Origin of the sequence: Cupriavidus sp. SS-3, from assembly GCF_035818815.1 — a bacterium.
Taxonomy (GTDB): domain Bacteria; phylum Pseudomonadota; class Gammaproteobacteria; order Burkholderiales; family Burkholderiaceae; genus Cupriavidus; species Cupriavidus taiwanensis_C.
Genome location: NZ_JAYLVT010000023.1, coordinates 1 through 18568 on the forward strand (window position 1 = coordinate 1; position 18568 = coordinate 18568).

At 69.5% G+C, this 18568-nt stretch carries 11 protein-coding genes and 1 other RNA gene; 7 read left to right on the forward strand and 5 right to left on the reverse strand.

Annotated features, from left to right (window positions below):
* Nucleotides 1-1432 (reverse strand): DNA polymerase III subunit gamma/tau (locus U9J39_RS25810; RefSeq protein WP_326348492.1); only part of this gene is annotated, 1432 nt, incomplete at its 3' end.
* A gap of 120 nt (nt 1433-1552) precedes the next feature.
* Entirely contained in the window at nt 1553-4039 is a 2487-nt protein-coding gene (locus U9J39_RS25815; protein ID WP_326348493.1) for an adenosylcobalamin-dependent ribonucleoside-diphosphate reductase, read from the reverse strand.
* Between the two features lie 167 nt (nt 4040-4206).
* On the opposite strand from U9J39_RS25815, the gene ffs reads away from it, so the two are divergent.
* Nucleotides 4207-4305, forward strand: an RNA gene (gene ffs, locus U9J39_RS25820) — signal recognition particle sRNA small type.
* Between the two features lie 191 nt (nt 4306-4496).
* On the opposite strand, the gene U9J39_RS25825 is transcribed toward ffs, so the two are convergent.
* From U9J39_RS25825 to U9J39_RS25835, 3 genes are all read right to left on the reverse strand, one after another.
* Complete coding sequence (locus tag U9J39_RS25825; RefSeq protein ID WP_326348494.1) at nt 4497-8102, reverse strand: UvrD-helicase domain-containing protein; 3606 nt, start codon at nt 8100-8102, stop codon at nt 4497-4499.
* Nucleotides 8099-10972, reverse strand: coding sequence for a PD-(D/E)XK nuclease family protein (locus U9J39_RS25830; protein ID WP_326348495.1), 2874 nt, complete (start codon nt 10970-10972; stop codon nt 8099-8101). The genes U9J39_RS25825 and U9J39_RS25830 overlap by 4 nt, the downstream gene beginning before the upstream one ends.
* 150 nt (nt 10973-11122) lie before the next feature.
* A complete protein-coding gene (locus U9J39_RS25835) occupies nt 11123-11395 on the reverse strand; it encodes a hypothetical protein (RefSeq protein WP_111517692.1) in 273 nt (90 codons plus the stop codon).
* Nucleotides 11396-11860: 465 nt separating this feature from the next.
* Here U9J39_RS25835 and trxA point away from each other — a divergent pair, with 465 nt between their 5' ends.
* The 6 genes from trxA (at nt 11861) to U9J39_RS25865 (ending at nt 18532) form a co-directional block, all read left to right on the forward strand.
* Nucleotides 11861-12187 carry a thioredoxin TrxA gene (trxA, locus tag U9J39_RS25840; RefSeq protein WP_029046118.1) on the forward strand — a complete coding sequence of 109 codons (327 nt, stop codon included), beginning with the start codon at nt 11861-11863 and terminating at the stop codon, nt 12185-12187.
* A gap of 180 nt (nt 12188-12367) precedes the next feature.
* Entirely contained in the window at nt 12368-13630 is a 1263-nt protein-coding gene (rho, locus tag U9J39_RS25845) for a transcription termination factor Rho (protein WP_012353193.1), read from the forward strand.
* A gap of 76 nt (nt 13631-13706) precedes the next feature.
* Complete coding sequence (locus U9J39_RS25850) at nt 13707-14558, forward strand: M90 family metallopeptidase (protein WP_116312751.1); 852 nt, start codon at nt 13707-13709, stop codon at nt 14556-14558.
* Nucleotides 14559-14754: 196 nt separating this feature from the next.
* Nucleotides 14755-15015 carry a type B 50S ribosomal protein L31 gene (locus tag U9J39_RS25855; RefSeq protein ID WP_012353195.1) on the forward strand — a complete coding sequence of 87 codons (261 nt, stop codon included), beginning with the start codon at nt 14755-14757 and terminating at the stop codon, nt 15013-15015.
* A gap of 252 nt (nt 15016-15267) precedes the next feature.
* Nucleotides 15268-17055, forward strand: coding sequence for an ArnT family glycosyltransferase (locus U9J39_RS25860; protein ID WP_115710027.1), 1788 nt, complete (start codon nt 15268-15270; stop codon nt 17053-17055).
* Between the two features lie 127 nt (nt 17056-17182).
* Entirely contained in the window at nt 17183-18532 is a 1350-nt protein-coding gene (locus tag U9J39_RS25865) for an MATE family efflux transporter (RefSeq protein ID WP_116312752.1), read from the forward strand.
* The last annotated feature ends 36 nt before the right edge of the window (nt 18533-18568 follow it).

The following is an 18568-nucleotide window of genomic DNA, read 5'->3' on the forward strand; positions in this document are numbered from 1 at the left end:
CGCGGGCGGCGGAAGCCTGGCGCGCGGCGGCCAGCGCCGCGGCCGCAGGCGACATGGCGCCGCCTGCCGCGCGCGCCGGCGCGGGTTCGGCCGCGGCAGCCTGCGCCGACGCGGCGGCAGGCCCGGCTACGGGCGCAGGTGGCGCAACCGTGGGCGGCACCGCGGCTGGCGCCGGAGTGGAATCGGTAATGGAGGCAGCGGGAGCAGCCGGCGCAGCGGCGGCAGTCGCCGCCTGGCTTGCCTCGGCCGGTCGCGCCGCGGTCGGCATGCCGGCACTGCGCGGTCGCGCGGGCGCTGCGCCGCCGCCCTGCCCGGTCGTGGCGGCCGGTTCGGACGACGGCCGGAATGCCAGCATGCGCAGCAGCGTCATGGTAAAGCCAGCGTACTCGTCCGGCGCCAGCGCCAGCTCGCTGCGGCCAAGATTGGCGATCTGGTAGAACAGCTGCACTTCCTGCGCGTCGAACACGCCGGCCAGGCGCCGCACCTCGTCGGCTTCGGGCCATTCGTCCTGCACCGACGCCGGCACGGCCTGCGCCAGCGCCACCTTGTGCAGCAGCGAACCGAGGTCCTGCAGCGCGCCGGCAAACGACAGGCTGCGGTCGGCCATGGCATCGGCGATCGCCAGCATGGCGGCACCATCCTCGGCGGCCAGCGCATCCAGCAGCTGCACCAGGTAACTTTGGTCGATCGCGCCCAGCATGCCGCGCACGGCTTCCTCCGACACCTGCCCCGCGCTGTAGGCGATGGCCTGGTCGGTCAGCGACAGCGCATCGCGCATCGAGCCATGCGCGGCCTGGGCCAGCAGCCGCAGCGCGTTGCCGTCGTGGGCAATGCCTTCCTGCGCCAGGATATGGTCAAGGTGCGAGACGATGTGTCCCGGCGGCATCTGCTTCAGGTTGAACTGCAGGCAGCGCGACAGCACCGTGACCGGGATCTTCTGCGGGTCGGTGGTGGCGAGGATGAACTTGACGTGCCCGGGCGGCTCTTCCAGCGTCTTCAGCATGGCGTTGAAGGCGTGGTTGGTCAGCATGTGCACTTCGTCGATCATGTAGACCTTGAAGCGCCCGGCAGTGGGAGCGTAAACGGCCTTGTCCAGCAACTGGGCCATTTCGTCGACGCCGCGGTTGGACGCGGCGTCCATCTCGATGTAGTCGACGAAGCGGCCGCTGTCGATTTCCTGGCAGGCCTTGCACTGCCCGCACGGCTCGGCGGTGATGCCGCCGCTGCCGTCAGGGCCGGTGCAGTTCAGGGCCTTGGCCAGGATCCGCGACAGCGTGGTCTTGCCGACCCCGCGCGTGCCGGTGAACAGGTAGGCGTGGTGCAGCCGCTGTTGTTCCAGCGCGTGCGTGAGCGCGCGGACCACGTGCTCCTGGCCGACCAGCGTGGTGAAATCCCTGGGGCGCCATTTGCGCGCTAGAACTTGATAACTCATGGCGGCGATTGTAGCAAAAGGCGGCCCCGCTCCGGCCGCCCGGTGGCCGGCCCCGGCGTCTTTATCCGGGCCCGGCGCCGGCGGCCCGCGCGGGTGGCCGCCGGCCGCCCGCGGCGCGGCTCAGCCGCACTCGCCGACGTAGCCGCAATTGGCGCATTTGGCGCAGCCGTCGACCTTGTGCAAGGCGTGCGCACCACACTCCGGACAAGGCTTGCCGGTGCCCACGCCGGGCGCGCCGGGCGCCGCACCGGGGGTGCCGGCCAGGTCCGCCCCGGCCGCCAGCGCCAGGCCGCCGCCGTCGCGCTGCGCCAGCCGCGCGGCCAGCGCCGTCACCGGCACCTGGCCGCCGTCGGCGTCCAGGAAGCCGCGCTTGATCAGGATGCGCTGCAGCGCATAGCCCAACGCCGCCACCTCGGAATCATGGAAGCGCGGCACCTCGGTGCCGTCCTGGCGCACCAGCGTGCCGTAGCGCACCGTGCCCTTGTCCCACACCACGTTGCGCATGTCGGCCAGCGCCTTGGCCACCGAACCGCCCGAGCGCGCCACCATCGACAACAGCCGCATGGTCGAGGTGATCCATTGCTGGCCCTCGCTGCGCTGGCCCGCCGGCATGAAGAACTCCACCGGGCGCTCGATCTCCACCGGCCTGCCTTCGGCCACGCCGGCGACGCGCATGAAGTTGACGGTCAGGTAGACGGTCTTGTGGCCCTCGTAGGTCAGGTATTCGACCTTGGACGTCACGCCCTCCAGGTCGCCCACCGGCCGGCTGCCGAACGGGCGCACCAGCGGGTTGTCGTCGGCCGTGGGCACGGCCGGCGCGGCGGGCGCCTCGACCGACAGCACCGCGCCCAGCACCGAGTTCGGGCGATACGTCGCCAGCCCCTTCAGACCGGCCTTCCAGGCCTCGAGGTACAGGTTGCGGAAAGCTTCGTACGGATAGTCCTCCGGCACGTTGACGGTCTTGCTGATGCTGGTGTCGATATACGGCTGCACCGCTTCGAGCATCCGCATATGGTCCAGCGCCGACATCTGCAGCGCCGTAACGAACGCGTCCGGCAGCTGCGCCATGTCGGCCCCCATGTGACGGTAGAGCCGCCAGGCATGGTCCGCCACCTCGAAGCTGCGGTAGCTGTTGTCCGGCATGCGCTTCCTGCGGTTGTAGGTCCACGAGAAGGCCGGCTCGATGCCATTGGACGCATTGTCGGCAAAGGCCAGCGTGATGGTGCCGGTGGGCGCGATCGACAGCAGGTGCGAGTTGCGCAGCCCGTGGCGGCCGATGGCCTCGCGCACCGGCTCCGGCAGCCGGCTGGCGAAGCCGCTCTGCAGGTAGGCGCCGGCATCGAACAGGGGAAAGGCACCCTTCTGCACCGCCAGTTCGGTCGAGGCCAGGTAGGCCTCGTCGCGCATGCGCTCCGAGATCCGCGCCGCCAGTTGCCGCGCCGGCTCGGTGTCGTAGCGCAGGCCCAGCATCACCAGCGCGCTGCCCAGCCCGAGGAAGCCCAGGCCGACGCGGCGCTTGGCGTGGGCCTCGGCCTGCTGTTCGGGCAACGGCCAGAAGGTCACGTCGAGCACGTTGTCGAGCATGCGGGTGGCCACGCGCACCACTTCGGCAAAGGCGTCGAAATCGAATTCGGCCTGCGGCGTGAAGGGCTGGCGCACGAAGCGGGTCAGGTTGATCGAGCCCAGGCAGCAGCAGCCATAGGACGGCAGCGGCTGCTCGGCGCAGGGGTTGGTGGCCTCGATCCGCTCGCAGTAATAGAGGTTGTTGTCGGCGTTGATCTGCGACAGGAACAGGATGCCCGGCTCGGCATGGTCGTAGGTGGCCTGCATGACCTGGTCCCACAGGTTGCGCGCCGGCACGCGCCGGTACACCCATTGCCCGTCGTCGCGGCGGTACGCGCCGGCGGCGATCATGTCGGCGCCGGGCTCGGCCTCGTGCACCAGCTCGATCTCGGCATCGGCCTGCACCGCCTGCATGAAGTCGTCGGTGACGCCGATGGAGATATTGAAGTTGCTGAGCTCGCCCTTGTCCTTGGCGTGGATAAAGCTCTCGATATCCGGATGGTCGCAGCGCAGCACGCCCATCTGCGCGCCGCGGCGCGCGCCGGCCGATTCCACCGTGGCGCACGAGGCGTCGAACACCTTCATGAACGACACCGGCCCCGACGCGCGCGAATGCGTGGCGCGCACCAGCGCCCCGGCCGGGCGGATCGCCGAAAAGTCATAGCCCACGCCGCCGCCGCGGCGCATGGTTTCCGCGGCCTGCGCCACCGCGGTGTAGATGCTGGGGCGGCCATCGCGCGGCTCCGACACAGAATCCCCCACCGGCTGCACGAAGCAGTTGATCAGCGTGGCCTGGATCCCGGTGCCCGCCGCGGAATTGATTCGTCCGGCCGGCACGAAACCGTTTTCCTGCGCCCACAGGAAGCGCGCGCTCCAGGCTTCGCGCTGGTCCTCGGGCTCGGCCTGCGCCAGCGCGCGCGCCACGCGCTGCCTGACCTCGGCGATGCTGCGCTCTTCGCCCTTGGCGTATTTTTCGAGCAGGACTTCGGTGGAGATTTCCTGCGGCGCCAGCGCGCCGCGAATGATCTGGTCGTTTGCGTTCATGTATTGGCTCACCATGTGTGCGGGTTGGTGAATGGTCGGGCCAGCGCGGCGCGCATCGCCTGCGCCAGATCAACCCGGCGTCATGGCGCGGGCAATGACCCGCGCGTGCCAAGGGCATTCGATGCAAATTCTGCGCGCACGCACGCTCTGGGGTACAATGCCGCTCGGACGGGCCTCCTCGCATGGTGGCGCGGTCAACCTGGTCAGGTCGGGAACGAAGCAGCCACAGCCGTTTTCCGCCAGTGCCGAGGGTCAGGCTCGTCCACCTCACACTTCCCTTCCGCAGTACCGCTTCCCGCTTATCCGTCTACGCCACGCCACGCCACGCAGCATCCCGCGCGCCAGCGGCTCGCAGCGCAGTCTCTGTCACTTTAGTACAGCCGGGCCGCCACCGCGCGCGCCATGCGCCCCATTTTGCGCCGATTCCGCTGCCCTTGCCGGCGCGCCGCGCCAGCTTTCAGAACAGCGAACCCTGTTGCGGAACCGGCGGCGCCAGGCGCTCGGCGGGAATCCATTCGCCCTCGGCGGTAGCCACGCCCGCCTCGACGCGCTTGCCCGGGAACATCGGCGCGATCGCCGCCGCGTAGCGGCCCAGTTGCGCGCGATAGGCGGCGTGCTCCTGCGGCAGCAGGCGCAGCTTGTAGTCGACGACGACGACGCGGTCGTCGAATTCCACCAGCCGGTCGATACGCAGCAGCCGTCCACACGCGTCGTACAGTTCAACCTCGTTACGCGCGCTGCACGCATCATGCGCCGCCAATAGCGGCGCCAGCGCCGGAGCACGCAGCATTGCGGCCACCGCCGCCAGCGCCTCTTCCACCTGTTGCCGCCAGGCTGACCGTGCCGCGTCGGTGTGCGCGCCGGTCAGCGGGAACCACCGCAACACCGTATCGAGCGCGGGCACGCCGGCAAAGGCTTCGGGATAGCGCGTCAGGCGTTCCAGCAGCGCGTGCACCAGTTCGCCATGGCGTGCCGCGGCGGCGTTGAAGACGATGCCGTCGGACTCGCCCTCCCCCTCGGCGTCGTCGTCGGCAAAGCCTGCCTGGCGCGGATCCTCGACGGCATCGCGGTAGCGCAGCCGGAAATCGGTGAAGCGCACCGGCTCGCTCAGTCGCGCGGGCAGCAAGGCTTGCGCGCCGGCCGCATCGCCCTGGGCGTCCGGATAAGCCGGCACCATTTCGCCGACGCCCGCGGCCTGCAGCCGCACATACCAGCTGCCGGCGATCTCGGCATTGCCGTCGCCCGCACCGGCGCGGCTGGCGCGCCCCTTGACGCCACTGACCAGCAGGCCCTGCTGCGCGCGCGTCATGGCCACGTACAGCAGGTTCCAGTTCTCGCGCTCGCCCAGCGCCGCCTCGGCTTCGAACAGCGGCGCGCGCGCCAGCCCGCGCTCGCTGCGCTTGCCGTAGGCGGAGAAATGGCGCGGCACCGGCGACGACGGCGGCCAGTCGACCAGGATGCCGCCGCGGTCCGCGGCCGGCTCGCTGTGGTTGGCATCGAGCAGCACCACGAACGGCGCTTCCAGTCCCTTGGCGGCATGCACGGTCAGGATATGGACCGCGTCGAGGCCGGCGTAGGCCGGATCGTCGTCGGCCGGCTCGAGATCTTCGGCGCGCTCGCCCATGCCGCCTTCGTCGGGGCTTTCGCCTTCGTCGCCGCGGCGGATTTCCTGCAGCTCGTCGATAAACTTCGGCAGGCTCGGATAGCGCCCGCCATCGAGGTCGAGCGACAGCTTCAGGAAGGCGTCGAGGTTGGCCAGCACCTGCTCGCGGATATCCGGCGGCGCGGCCTCGGCGTAGCGCCGCCGCACCTCGCCGCCGTGGAAGATCTGGTCGATCAGGTCATGCACCGGCTGGTGCGGCGCGACGCGCAGCCACTGCCGCAGTCGCGGCACGCCTTCGCGCAGCGCGTCGGAAACCTGCGGCGGCAGCCCGGTGGCCTCGATGCGCGCCCACCAGCCGCCCTCGCCCTCCATTTGCGCGAGCGCCAGCAGATCATCGTCGCTCGCGCCCACCAGCGGGCTCTTCAGCACATGCGCCAGGTCCAGGTCCGACTCGGGCGTCATCAGGAACGCCAGCAGCGCCGACAGGTCCAGCGCCTCTAGCGTGGCCAGCAGGCCGCCGCGGCGCGGGCTCAGGCACGGGATGCCGGCCTCGCGCAGCGCGCGCTCGTAGTCGGCCAGATGGGTCTTGCGGCGCACCAGCAGGTGCATGTCGCTCCAGCGCGCGGGCCGCTGGGTGTTGCCTTCGTGCACCGGCACGGTATCGCGCACCAGCCGCAGCCACGCCGCCACGCGCCGCCCTTCTTCCAGCCGCAGCGAATCGCCGGCCTGCCGGCGCGGCTGCAGCAGCGTGTCGCGATGCGCGCCGGCGGCTTGCGCCGGTTCATCGTCCGCATCCTCCGCGGCGCTTTCACTGGCGTCATCGGACTCCACCAGCGGCAACAGCCACACCGGCCCGCCGCAGCCGCCCAGCGCCGTGGTCTGGGTCGAGTACAGCGGATAGCGGCCCTCGGCGCGCGCGCTGTCGAACACGGCGTTGACCCAGTCCAGCACTTCGGCGCGATTGCGCCGGGTCCGGTTGGTGCGCAGCACGGTGGCGCCGAACGCATCGCGCAGCATCTCGCCGGCGGCGCCGAAGAGCCTGGCATCGGCGCGGCGGAAACGGTAGATCGACTGCTTGGGATCGCCCACCAGGAACACCATCGGGCGCTCGCCCAGCCCCGCATAGCCGGCCAGCCATCCTTGCAGGATGCGCCATTGCAGCGGGTTGGTGTCCTGGAACTCGTCGAGCAGCAGGTGGCGGTAGCGCGCATCGAGCCGCACCTGCAGGTAGGTGGCGGTTTCCTCGTCCGACATCAGTCGCGCGGCCTGCCATTCGAGGTCGGCGAAATCCATCGCGCGCTGCTCGTCCTTGTGCTGCTGGTAGCGCGTCAGCAGCGCATCGCCGATGCGGAACAGGGCCTGGTTGATCGCCAGCACGGCTGCTTCGCAGCAGCGCGCGCTGATGTCGTCGAGCATCGCGCAGATCGCGGCATGCTCGTCCAGCAGCGCATCGACCATGCCCTCACCGCCCGCGGCCTTGGCCAGCGCCGCGGTACGCCGCAGCGAGCGCGGCCCGCCCGTGGTGGTGAAGAACGCGGCGCGCAGCTGCGCGAACACGCGTTCGGCGGGCTTGCCGGGCGCGGCGCCGGCCTCGCGCCAGGCGGCGATCGCCATCAGCGCCTCGGTAATGCGGCCGGCGTGGGCCTGCTCGCTCTTGCCGGCCGCGCCCAGGCGCGCCGCCAGCGCTTCGCAGGCATCGCGCCAGCCTTCGTCGGCCAGCGCCTGCAGCAACACGTCGCCTTGCGCGTCCTCGCCCAGGCAGTCGGACAGCGCCTGCAGCGGGTCGCCGCCCTCCTGCATCGCCCACCATTCGCTGCGGGCGTGGAACATCGCGTCAAGCAGCGCGCGCGCCTGGAAGTCGCCCACGGTATCGACCAGCGTTTCCCACGCGGCGCGCAGCTCGGCGTAGGGCGGCGTGGCCAGCGCGCGCCATACCGGAGCCCAGGCTTCGCGCTTCATGCGCAGCGCATCCTCGCGCAGCGCCGCGCCCGGCACGATGCCCGACGCCAGCGGCGCGCCGCGCAGCAGCGTGCCGAACCAGCCGTGGAAGGTGTCGATCGCCATGCGCCCCGGCGCCGCCAGCACCTGCGCATGCAGCCGGCGCGCGCGCGGCAGCGCCTCGCGCGCGGCTTCGGCCGAAAGGCCGCGCTGCACCAGCGCGGCGATCACGTCGTCATCGCTGTCGCGCGACAGCTGCGCCAGCACCTCGAGCAGGCGGTCGCGCATTTCTTCGGCGGCCTTGCGCGTAAAGGTGATCGCCAGGATCTCGTGCGGCGCGGCGCCGGCCAGCAGCAGTCGCACCAGCCGCGCCACCAGCAGCCAGGTCTTGCCGCTGCCGGCGCAGGCTTCGACCACCACCGAACGCGCCGGATCGCAGGCCGCGCGCGTGAATTCCGCTTCGGAAACCGGCGCGCCATCGCGCTGGTAAGGCTGGACCTCGTGCAGATCGTGAGGCGTCATGATGTCAGCGCCGGCACGGCGGTGGAGTCCCAGAAACCCTTGCGGCACAGGCCGCGGGCGGTGCAATACACACAGGCCGAGGCATCGCCGAAGGCCGGCAGCCGCGCGCCCTGGCGCAGGCGCATCACGTCGTCGCGCATCTGGCGTTCCAGCCAGGTGACCGCGGCCTCGAAGTCCGGCAGGGCGACCTCGCGCTGCGCCGCCGGCGCGCCCTCGCGCGCACCCTCGAGCGAGACCCAGCTGCCCGCCGCGGCATCGGCGCGCAGCAGGCCGTAGAACGGCAGCTGGCAGTCTTCCTCGACCTCGGCCAGCTTGCGCTTCAGGCGCGTGGCGCTCTGGGTCTTGTAGTCGAGCACGGCATGCGCGCCGCCGGGACCCTGGTCGAGCCGGTCGATGCGCCCGGTCAGGCGCAGCGGCTGGCCGTCCGGCATCGGCAGGTCGATGCCGGCGTCGAGTTCGCCGCCACGCCAGAACCAGCCCTCGGCCTCGCGCGCGGACTGCCACGCGACATACGACGCCAGCACCTCGCGCCAGCGCCGGTAGTAGGCAATGGCATTGCCATCCTCGGCCATCAGCGCGCCGAAGACCTCGTCGGAGATCTCGCCCAGGCGCGCCAGGCGCTGGTCGTCGGGCAGCGTCTCGCCGCGCTCGCGCCGCGCCTGCAGCTCCTTGTGGTAGGTCAGCAGCACGCGGTGCAGGGTCTCGCCGATGTCGCGCTTCTCCAGCTCGTCGCTGACCGTCTCCAGCCCCGCCAGGCCCAGCATGCGGCCAGCGAAGAACTGGTAAGGACAGCGCCGCAGCGCGTTGTACGCCTGCGCGCTCCAGCGCACCGGCACCAGCGCGGGCTCGGCCGAGGGGGCCGGCATGCCGCGCACATCGGCAAAGGTCTCGTGCGCCTGCGGCACGGCGGCGCCTTCGATGCTGACCCCGGCGCGCGCGCAGCACGCGGCCAGCCGCTCGATCCAGCCCGACACGTGGTGCGGCTCGCCGCGGCTGCCGTAGCGCTGCCAGGTCAGCACCACGTCGTCGTTGTTCAGCAGCACCTCGGCCAGGTCGCGCGCCTGCTGCGCAAAGCGTGCCTCGCGGTCTTCCAGGTCCAGCTCGCGCCGCATCTGGTTGGAGAAGAACATCAGCTCGGCGGCGCTGGACGGCAGCTGGGCGTCGTCGCAGCCGACGATCACCACGCCCTCGAAGCGCCGCATGCGCGCGCCGTTCAGCGGCAGGATGGTGATGCGCGCCGGCCCGCTGGCCGACGGCTCCTTGTAGGCCACCGATTCCAGCAGCGCCGACAGCATCGCGCGGAACTCGCCCTGCGACAGCGTGGCATGGCCGCCGGTCTCGTCGCGCGGCAGCTCCTGCAGCCGCGCCAGCGCATCGAGCAGCTGGCTGCCGGCATCGTCCGCGGCCAGCGCGGCGCGAATGCCGAGGCCATCGAGCATGCCGTCGAGCCGCTCCAGCCAGGTCGCCAGCGGATGCTGGGCGAACCCGCGCGGCCAGCGCGCGGCCTCGTCGGCAAGCACGGCGATCAGCGCACGGGCCGCGCGGCGCGGCGCCTGCTCGGCTTCCTCGTCGTCCCCGGCGGCCTGCTGCGTGTTGGCCGGTGCGTGCGCGAACATCTGGCGCAGCCGCGCCCAGCCGCCGGTAATGCCCTCGCGCCGCACCTGGCGCTCGAGCAGCGCGATGGCCGCGCCGCGCGCGGCCACATCGGGCAGGCAGAACGGGCTCTTGAGCAGGTCCAGCAGCGCGGCGGTATCGCCATCGCGCACCAGCAGGTCGAACCAGCGCATCAGCGCGGCGGCGGCGCGCGTGGTCGAGAGCTTCCAGCCGGTCTCGTCGCGCACCGGCGCGCCGGCGCGTGCCAGCAGCGCGCGCGCGCGGCGCGCCACCACGCGGTCGTGCGCGACCAGCGCCACCTGGCGGCGGCCCTCATTGAGCCATTGCACCAGCTGCGCGGCCGCGGCGGCGGCTTCGTCCTCGAAGCGGGCACAGCCGACCACGCGCACCGACGGGCGCTGCGGCGGCAGCGCGGGCATCGCCGGCGAGGTCGCGTGGAGCGCGGCCTCATCGTCGCCGGCGATCCTGGCTTCCGGCCACAATGCCAGCAACGCGTGATACCAACCGGCCTCGCCTTGATCCTGCCCGCTCCAGTCATAGCCCACCTGCAGCACCGGCACCAGTTCGCCGGCATCGCGCAGGAACGCGGCCTCCAGCGGCGTGGGCGGGGTCGGCGCAATCCAGACCACCGGACCGCGCAGCTGCTGCGACAGTTCGCGCAGCGCGCGGCGCTTCGCCGGCAGCGGATCGTCGGGCCCGGACAGCGCCTGCCAGAAGGCCAGCACGATGCGCGCTTCTTCGCCCAGGAAACGTTCCGACAGATGCGCATAGGTCCGCGCCAGCGCGCCCTGCAGCAGGCCCGCGCGATCGTCGCCGTCGACCTCGTCGTCGTCGCGGATGGCGGCGTCTTCGAGCCAGCGCGCGCTGAGTTCGTCGCAGATCGCCAGCAGTGTCTGCGACAAGCCCCAGGCCGCGGTTTCGTTCTGCGCGCCGAAGGCGCGGCGCAGCCAGTCCTGGCCGCGCACCGCCTGCTGCACGGCGAGCAGACGCGCAGCCGGGCTGCGCACCGGCGCGCCCTCGGGCGGCAGGTCGAGCAGCCAGTGGCCCAGCGTCAGCACGCGCGGCAACAGCCGCGGCCGCCCGGCCGTGCGCGCCGCGGCGTCCAGCGCCTGGCGCACGCCCGGAATCTGCGCGGCGGTCGGCACGACTACGTGCGCGCCCGCCTCGGACACACCGCAGCGGTCGAGGAAATACCAGGCAGCCGTGGCCGCCTGCTCGAGAAAATCGGGGCCGGGGCGAAAGCTAAGCGACGTCATGGGCCGTCATGGAGGCGTTGGCCGCAAAGGCTGCGGGAACGGCGTCGATCGGAAACGTATCGGGAAGCAATGAAAGACAACAAAGGCGCGGCGCCGCCAGCCGGCGCGTCCGGCGGCGCGGCACCGCGGTATGGGAGCAGCCCCGCCGCTTCAGTCAGAACCGCCTTCCAGCCGGGCCCGGATTTCGCGCGCGGTTTCGAGCAGGCCTTCGTAGCCGGAGCGCGCGTGCTCGGGCAGATCGGGGTCGCCCACCAGCGTGCCGAGCGTTTCGATGATGCTGTAGACCAGCCCGCGCGCAGCGCCGCTGGCGATGCTGTTGGTCTCCACGGCGCTGCTGAGATGGTCCAGCGCATCGCTCAGGTGGTCGACGTCCGGCGCCTGGCCGGGCTCGGACTGCGAAGGCTTGCGGGGATCGGTGTTCATGTCGATGACCTAGTCAGGGGGCGCAGCTGCATGGATGGCGCCGCGGGTCGCCCGGCGGGCGTCGTGCGGACCGCTTCTATTCTACGCGCACGCCGCACGCATCCGGCACCCCGGCGCGCGCAAGTGCATTGCATGGCACCCACCACAGGTGGGGCTTGGCGATTGCGCAAATCTCTCGCCGCCATTGAAAATAAGCATTTCAATGAATTAAACCTTTGCACCAGAATGACGGCATTGTTTGCGGCCCCTTATGCCCCGCTGCCGCAGTTTGCCGGATGTGCCGGCGGCCGGTCTTGAAAATCGGCAAACTGGTAACATATCGGCAGCACCGGGCGCGGCAGCGGCCTCCACCGCTTGCTTCAGGCGTAAAGAGGCGGCCCGACGGGTCCGCGCAATCTCGTGTAAGGTAACGGTTCGGCCGTCCAGCCTTCAACATAAACAGAGCGAAACCAGAGGTTTTCCGCCATGAGCGAACAAATCAAGTATGTGAGCGACGCCTCGTTCGACGCTGACGTCCTCCAGTCCGACAAGCCCGTCCTGCTCGATTTTTGGGCGGAATGGTGCGGCCCGTGCAAGATGATCGCGCCGATCCTGGACGAAGTCGCCAAGGACTACGGCGACAAGCTGCAGGTCGCCAAGATCAATGTCGATGAAAACCAGCAGGTGCCGGCCAAGTTCGGCATCCGCGGCATCCCGACGCTGATCCTGTTCAAGAACGGCGCGGTCGCGGCCCAGAAGGTCGGCGCGCTGTCCAAGTCGCAACTGACTGCCTTCCTCGACGGCAACCTGTAAGCTGCGCGCCGGGACCCGACCCGCGGTCCCGGTTTCGTCACGATCCGACGTGCGTGCGCCACACCCTGGCGCGCCGGTCGGATTGTGCTAAGATGCCACCAACAACTCCCCGAGCGTTCGCTCATTTTCTCCCCCTTCCTTTACGTCTCGCCCGTCCGGGCCCATCTGTACCCCTCGTCTATGCACCTGACAGAACTCAAATCGCTTCACGTGTCTGCGCTTCTCGAAATGGCGGCTACGCTCGAGATCGACAACGCACAGCGGATGCGCAAACAAGAACTGATGTTTGCGATCCTGAAGAAGCGCGCCAAGATGGGCGAAACCATCTACGGAGACGGCACCCTGGAAGTTCTGCCTGACGGCTTCGGTTTCCTGCGCTCGCCCGAGACCTCCTACCTGGCCAGCACCGACGACATCTACATCAGCCCGTCGCAGATCCGCCGCTTCAACCTGCACACCGGCGATTCGATCGAGGGCGAGGTGCGCACGCCCAAGGACGGCGAACGCTATTTCGCGCTGGTGAAGGTGGACAAGGTCAACGGGCAGGCGCCCGAAGCGGTCAAGAACCGCATCATGTTCGAGAACCTGACGCCGCTGCATCCGAACCGGCCGCTCACGCTCGAACGCGATATCAAGGCGGAAGAAAACATCACCGGCCGCATCATCGACATGATCGCGCCGATCGGCCGTGGCCAGCGCGCGCTGCTGGTGGCGTCGCCCAAGTCGGGCAAGACCGTGATGCTGCAACACATTGCACACGCGATCGCCAACAATCATCCCGAAGCCGACCTGTTCGTGCTGCTGATCGACGAGCGTCCGGAAGAAGTGACCGAGATGCAGCGCTCGGTGCGCGGCGAGGTGGTGGCCTCCACCTTCGACGAACCCGCCATCCGCCACGTCCAGGTCGCCGAAATGGTGATCGAGAAAGCCAAGCGCCTGGTCGAGCTGAAGCGCGACGTGGTGATCCTGCTGGACTCGATCACGCGCCTGGCGCGCGCCTACAACACGGTGGTGCCGGCCTCGGGCAAGGTGCTGACCGGTGGTGTCGACGCCAACGCGCTGCAGCGCCCCAAGCGCTTCTTCGGCGCCGCGCGCAACCTCGAGGAAGGCGGCTCGCTGACCATCATCGCCACCGCGCTGATCGAGACCGGCAGCCGCATGGACGACGTGATCTACGAAGAGTTCAAGGGCACCGGCAACATGGAAGTGCACCTGGAACGCCGCCTGGCCGAAAAGCGCGTCTATCCGTCGATCAACCTGAACAAGTCCGGCACGCGCCGCGAAGAGCTGCTGATCAAGCCGGACATCCTGCAGAAGATCTGGGTGCTGCGCAAGTTCATCTCGGACATGGACGAAGTGCAGGCGATGGAATTCATCATGGACAAGATGAAGGCCACGAAGAACAACGCAGAGTTTTTCGATATGATGCGCCGAGGCGGCTGAGCCTCGCTGCGGCCGTGCCGCAACGCAGACAGGAAGGCGTGCCGCGGCACGCCTTTTTTGTTTTTTCGACGACGCCATGCTGGGCAAACTGACCACATTCCTGCGCTCGCGCTCGCGCGCCCGCAAGCTCGAGCACTACGCCATCCCCGACGCGCTCTGGGCACGCACCGTGGCCAAGCTGCCGTTCGTGCAGCGCTACGGCAGCGCCGACCTGGCGGCGCTGCGCGAGCTGGCGACGCTGTTCATTGCCGAGAAGGAATACTCCACCGCGCACGATCTGCCGCTGGACGACGACATGGTGGTCAGCGTCGCGGTGCAGGCCTGCGTGCCGATCCTGAAGCTGGGGCTGCCGTGGTACCGCGGCTGGCATGGCATCGTGCTCTATCCGGGCGAGTTCATCATCCGTCGGACCGTGCAGGACGAGATCGGCCTGGTCCACGGCGTGGTCGAGGAAGCCAGCGGCGAAGCGTGGGAGCACGGACCCGTGATCCTGTCCTGGCCCGACGTGCACAGCCCCGGCGCGGGCATCGACAGCGACCATGAACTGCCAGCGGACACCTATAACGTGGTGATCCACGAATTCGCCCACAAGCTCGACATGCTCGACGGCGAGCCCGACGGCGTGCCGGCGTTCTCGCGCGTGCTGCATCCGGAGGTCGACGCCGAGGCCTGGGCCGAGACCTTCCTGAGCGAGTACGATCGCTTCGCCGAAGCCTGGGACGCGCGCGACGAGGCCGACTGGGAGCACCCGGAGCGCCTGCCGGCCGCGCTGCGCATCATTGACCCGTATGGCAGCGAGGCGCCCAGCGAGTTCTTTGCCGTGACGTCAGAGGCATTTTTCGTTGAACCTGTCGGACTGGCGCGGCATTGGCCGGTGGTATACCAGTCACTGACGGCGTTTTACCGGCAGGATCCGGCCGCGATGTGAAATAGGCGCCCCTTTTTGGGCGCAACACTTTGTGCGGCCGAGGCGCTTGCGCCCTTCCCCAAGTCTTTGTTTTTCTGCCATAATCCCGGTTTGCCCGTAATCGGCAAGTGGTTCGTTCGTGGCCGCACCATCTCTTCTCCCTGGCGGAGAACCGCGGATTACAACGGACTGGCTACCCAACCAGAAAGGACTCATCATGAAAGAAGGCATTCACCCGAATTACCGCGAAGTCGTGTTCCAGGACATGTCCAGCGACTTCAGCTTCATCACCCGCTCGACCATCCAGACCAAGGACACGATCGTGAAGGACGGCAAGGAATACCCGCTGGCCAAGATCGAAGTCTCGTCGGAATCGCACCCGTTCTACACCGGCACCCAGAAGATCATGGACACCGCCGGCCGCGTCGAAAAGTTCCGCCAGAAGTTCGGCAACAAGCTGGGCAAGGCTGCGAAGTAATCGCTTTCAGCGACCCCGCTTCGCGCCAGCCGCGGACAAGTTCCGGGCGTGCGCGAACCAGCAAAGAGGCAGCATCGGCTGCCTCTTTGCATTTGTGCCGGAGCGCTTTGGCCAGCGCCACCGACCCCGCCCGCCATTCGGATTTACCCCCACATTCCGTGAGGCTTCCACGCCATGCCACGGCCACGCGGCCGCCGCATGCGCGATACTGTGGCCTTCGCGCCATGGCGCCACGGCCCGACCTGAGCATCGATGCGTCAAGCCAACACCTCACCCGTCCAGTTGACCGCAGCCGCCACCGGTGCACTGCCGCGCGCGCTGCTGCTGGCCATCTGCATCATCTACGGCCTGGTCGGCCTGTTCGGGCGCGACCCGTGGAAGAACGAGGACGCCGCCGGCTTCGGCGTGATGTGGCAACTCGCCACTGGCAGCACGCACGACTGGCTGATGCCGAACATCGTCGGCCGCCCGTACAGCGAGGACGGTCCGCTGGTGTTCTGGATCGGCGCGCTGATGATCCGCGGCTTTGGCGGCTGGCTGGGCGCGACCGACGCGGCGCGGCTGGCGACGGCGCTGTTCTTCTTCGCCACCTGCGCCTGCATCTGGTACACCACCTACCTGCTGGGCCGGCGCGATGAGGTCCAGCCCTTTGCCTATGCCTTCGGCGGCCAGCCCAATGCGCGCGACTACGGCCGCACGCTGGCCGACGGTGCGCTGCTGATCTTCCTCGCCTGCGTGGGCCTGGCCATGCGCGGACACGAGACCACGCCGCAGGTCGGCCAGGTCGCGTTCATCGCGCTGGCGCTGTACGGCATGGTGCGCAGCCTCGACAAGCCCACCCAGGGCAGCCTGATCTATGGCGCCGCGCTGGGCGGCCTGACGCTGGCCAGCGGGCCGCTGCTGGCGCTGGCGCTGCTGCTCGGCACCGCGGTGTGCGCGCTGGTGTGCAAGCCGCTGCCATGGCGACGGCTTGCCGCCGTCGCGATCCCGCTGGCGCTGCTGATCGTGGCGGCATGGCTGGCGGCCGCCTATTTCGGCGCGGCCGACCGCAACGAGGCCGTGACCTTTATCCGCGAATGGTCGCGCTATGACCGCCGCAGCTACGGCTCGCCGAACATGGCGACGTTCGGCTTCAACATGCGCAACCTGTTCCTGTACACGTGGCCGGTGTGGCCGATCGCGGGCTGGGCCTGGATCGCCTGGACCGGCATGCGCCGGGCACCCCATGTCGCGGCGCCGCTGGCGCTGCTGCTGCCGGTGGTGGTGCTGCTGTTCCTGCAGCGCAGTGCCGGCGACGTCCAGTTCATCCTGCTGCTGCCGCCGATGGCCGTGCTGGCCGCCTTTGCCCTGCCCACGCTGGCGCGCGGCGTGATCAACGCCATCGACTGGTTCGCGCTGCTGTTCTTCACCATCTTCGGCGGCACGGTCTGGTTCATGTGGATCGCCAAGACTACCGGCTGGCCGCCGCGCATCGCGCGCAACGTGTTCCGCCAGCTGCCGGGCTACCAGCATGAATTCACCATCGCGGCGGTGGTGTTCGCGCTGGCGGCGACCGTGGCCTGGGTGCTGATCGTGCGCTGGCGCCTGTCGCGCGCGCCCAAGCAGATCTGGCGCCCGGTGGTGATTTCGGCGGCAGGCACCACGCTGATGTGGGTCATGGCGATGACGCTGTGGCTGCCCTCGATCAACTACGGCAAGACCTATCGCGACGTGGCCCAGGCGGCGTCGATGGCGCTGCCGCCGGCCTACCAGTGCGTGCAGCCGATCCGCATGGGCGATGCGCAGCTGGCGTCGTTCGCCTACTTCGGCCATATTCGCTTCGGCGGGCCCAACGACGGCTGCGACGTGCTGCTGCGGCATGATTCGGTCGACTACGGCGAGCCCGGCAATATCTCGCACTTCGAGTGGCGGCTGATCTGGGAAGGCCGGCGCCCGGCCGACCGTGACGAGCGCTTCCGCATGTACCGCCTTGTCGATACCGCCCGCGCCGTCCACCCGCGCCCCGACCTGCCGCGACGCCGGCTGCCGCGCCAGCCTTGAGCCTTGTCTGCTCGCCGTCGCCACTAGCCGCACCCCGATACACCGCAGCGCCTGACGCGCCCACGAACCATTCCGGCCGCAGGCGGCTGCGGGGCTGGATTTCCAGCCCGCCCCTGCCGAGCCCTGAATGACACTGTTCCAAGACCTTCGCCGCATTGCCGCCCTGGCCGCACCCGTGCTGGCCGGGCAACTCGCCGTGATCGCCTTCGGCGTGATCGATACCGTGATGGCCGGACGCGCGTCCGCCACCGACCTCGCCGCCGTGGGCCTGGGCGGGTCGATCTACGTGACCATCTATATCAGCCTGATGGGCGTGCTGCAGGCGCTCTCACCCATCGCCGGCCAGCTCTATGGCGCCGGCCGCCTCGAAGCCATCGGCGCGGAAGTGCGGCAGGCAGCGTGGCTTGGCCTGGCGCTGGCGGTGCCGGGCGTGCTGCTGCTGGCCTTTCCGGGACCGTTGCTGGCGTTCGCCAAGGCGCCGCCGGAGCTGGTGGAGAAGGCCAGCGCTTACCTGCATTTCGGCGCCTTCGGCTTGCCGGCGGCCCTGGCCTTCCGCATCTACTCGGCGCTGAACAATGCGCTGTCCCGGCCGATCATGGTGACGGTGCTGCAGGTCGCGGGGCTGGCACTGAAGGTGCCGCTCAATGCCTGGTTCATTCATGGCGGCCTGGGCGTGCCGGCGATGGGCGGTCCCGGCTGCGGCCTGGCCTCGACGCTGATCAGCTGGGCCTGGTGCATCTCCGGGGTGCTGATCCTGCGTTATGGCAGCGCCTATCGTGCGCTGCGCATCTTCACCTGGAGTAGGCCCGCCGCCGCGCCGCTGCGTGCGCTGTTGCGCCTGGGCGTACCGATGGGGCTGACCTACCTGATCGAGATCACGTCGTTCACGCTGATGTCGATCTTCATCACGCGCCTGGGCACGGTGACGCTCGCCGGTCACCAGATTATCGCCAACCTCGGCGCGGTGGCCTACATGCTGCCGCTGTCGCTGGGCATTGCTACCTCGACGCTGGTGGCGCAGCACCTTGGCGCGCGCGACCGGGCCGGGGCCAGCCGCCTCGCCTGGCGGGGCATCCACATGGCGGTGGTGCTGGCGGTGCTGACCGGCGCGATGCTGTGGCTGCTGCGCAAGCCCGTGCTCGACGCCTATGCCAGCGATCCCGCGGTGGTCGCCGCAGCGCTGCCGCTGGTGCTGTTCGTGGCGTTCTACCAGGCCTTCGACGCGGTGCAGGTGATGACGGCCTTTATCCTGCGCGCGTACAAGATCGCGCTGATCCCCACGGTAATCTACGCCGGCTCGCTGTGGGGCATCGGCCTGGGGGGCGGATATGTGCTGGGCTTCGGCCTGATCGACGGCATGCCGGCCTTCACGCGCGGCGCCAGCGGGTTCTGGCTGGCCAACAGCATCAGCCTGGCGATTGCCGGCGTGCTGCTGGTGCGGTATTTCAGCCGGGTCAGCAGGGATCCGGCAAACTGAATCGCGCACAAGGCCGCCCCAGGCGGGGGACCAGAA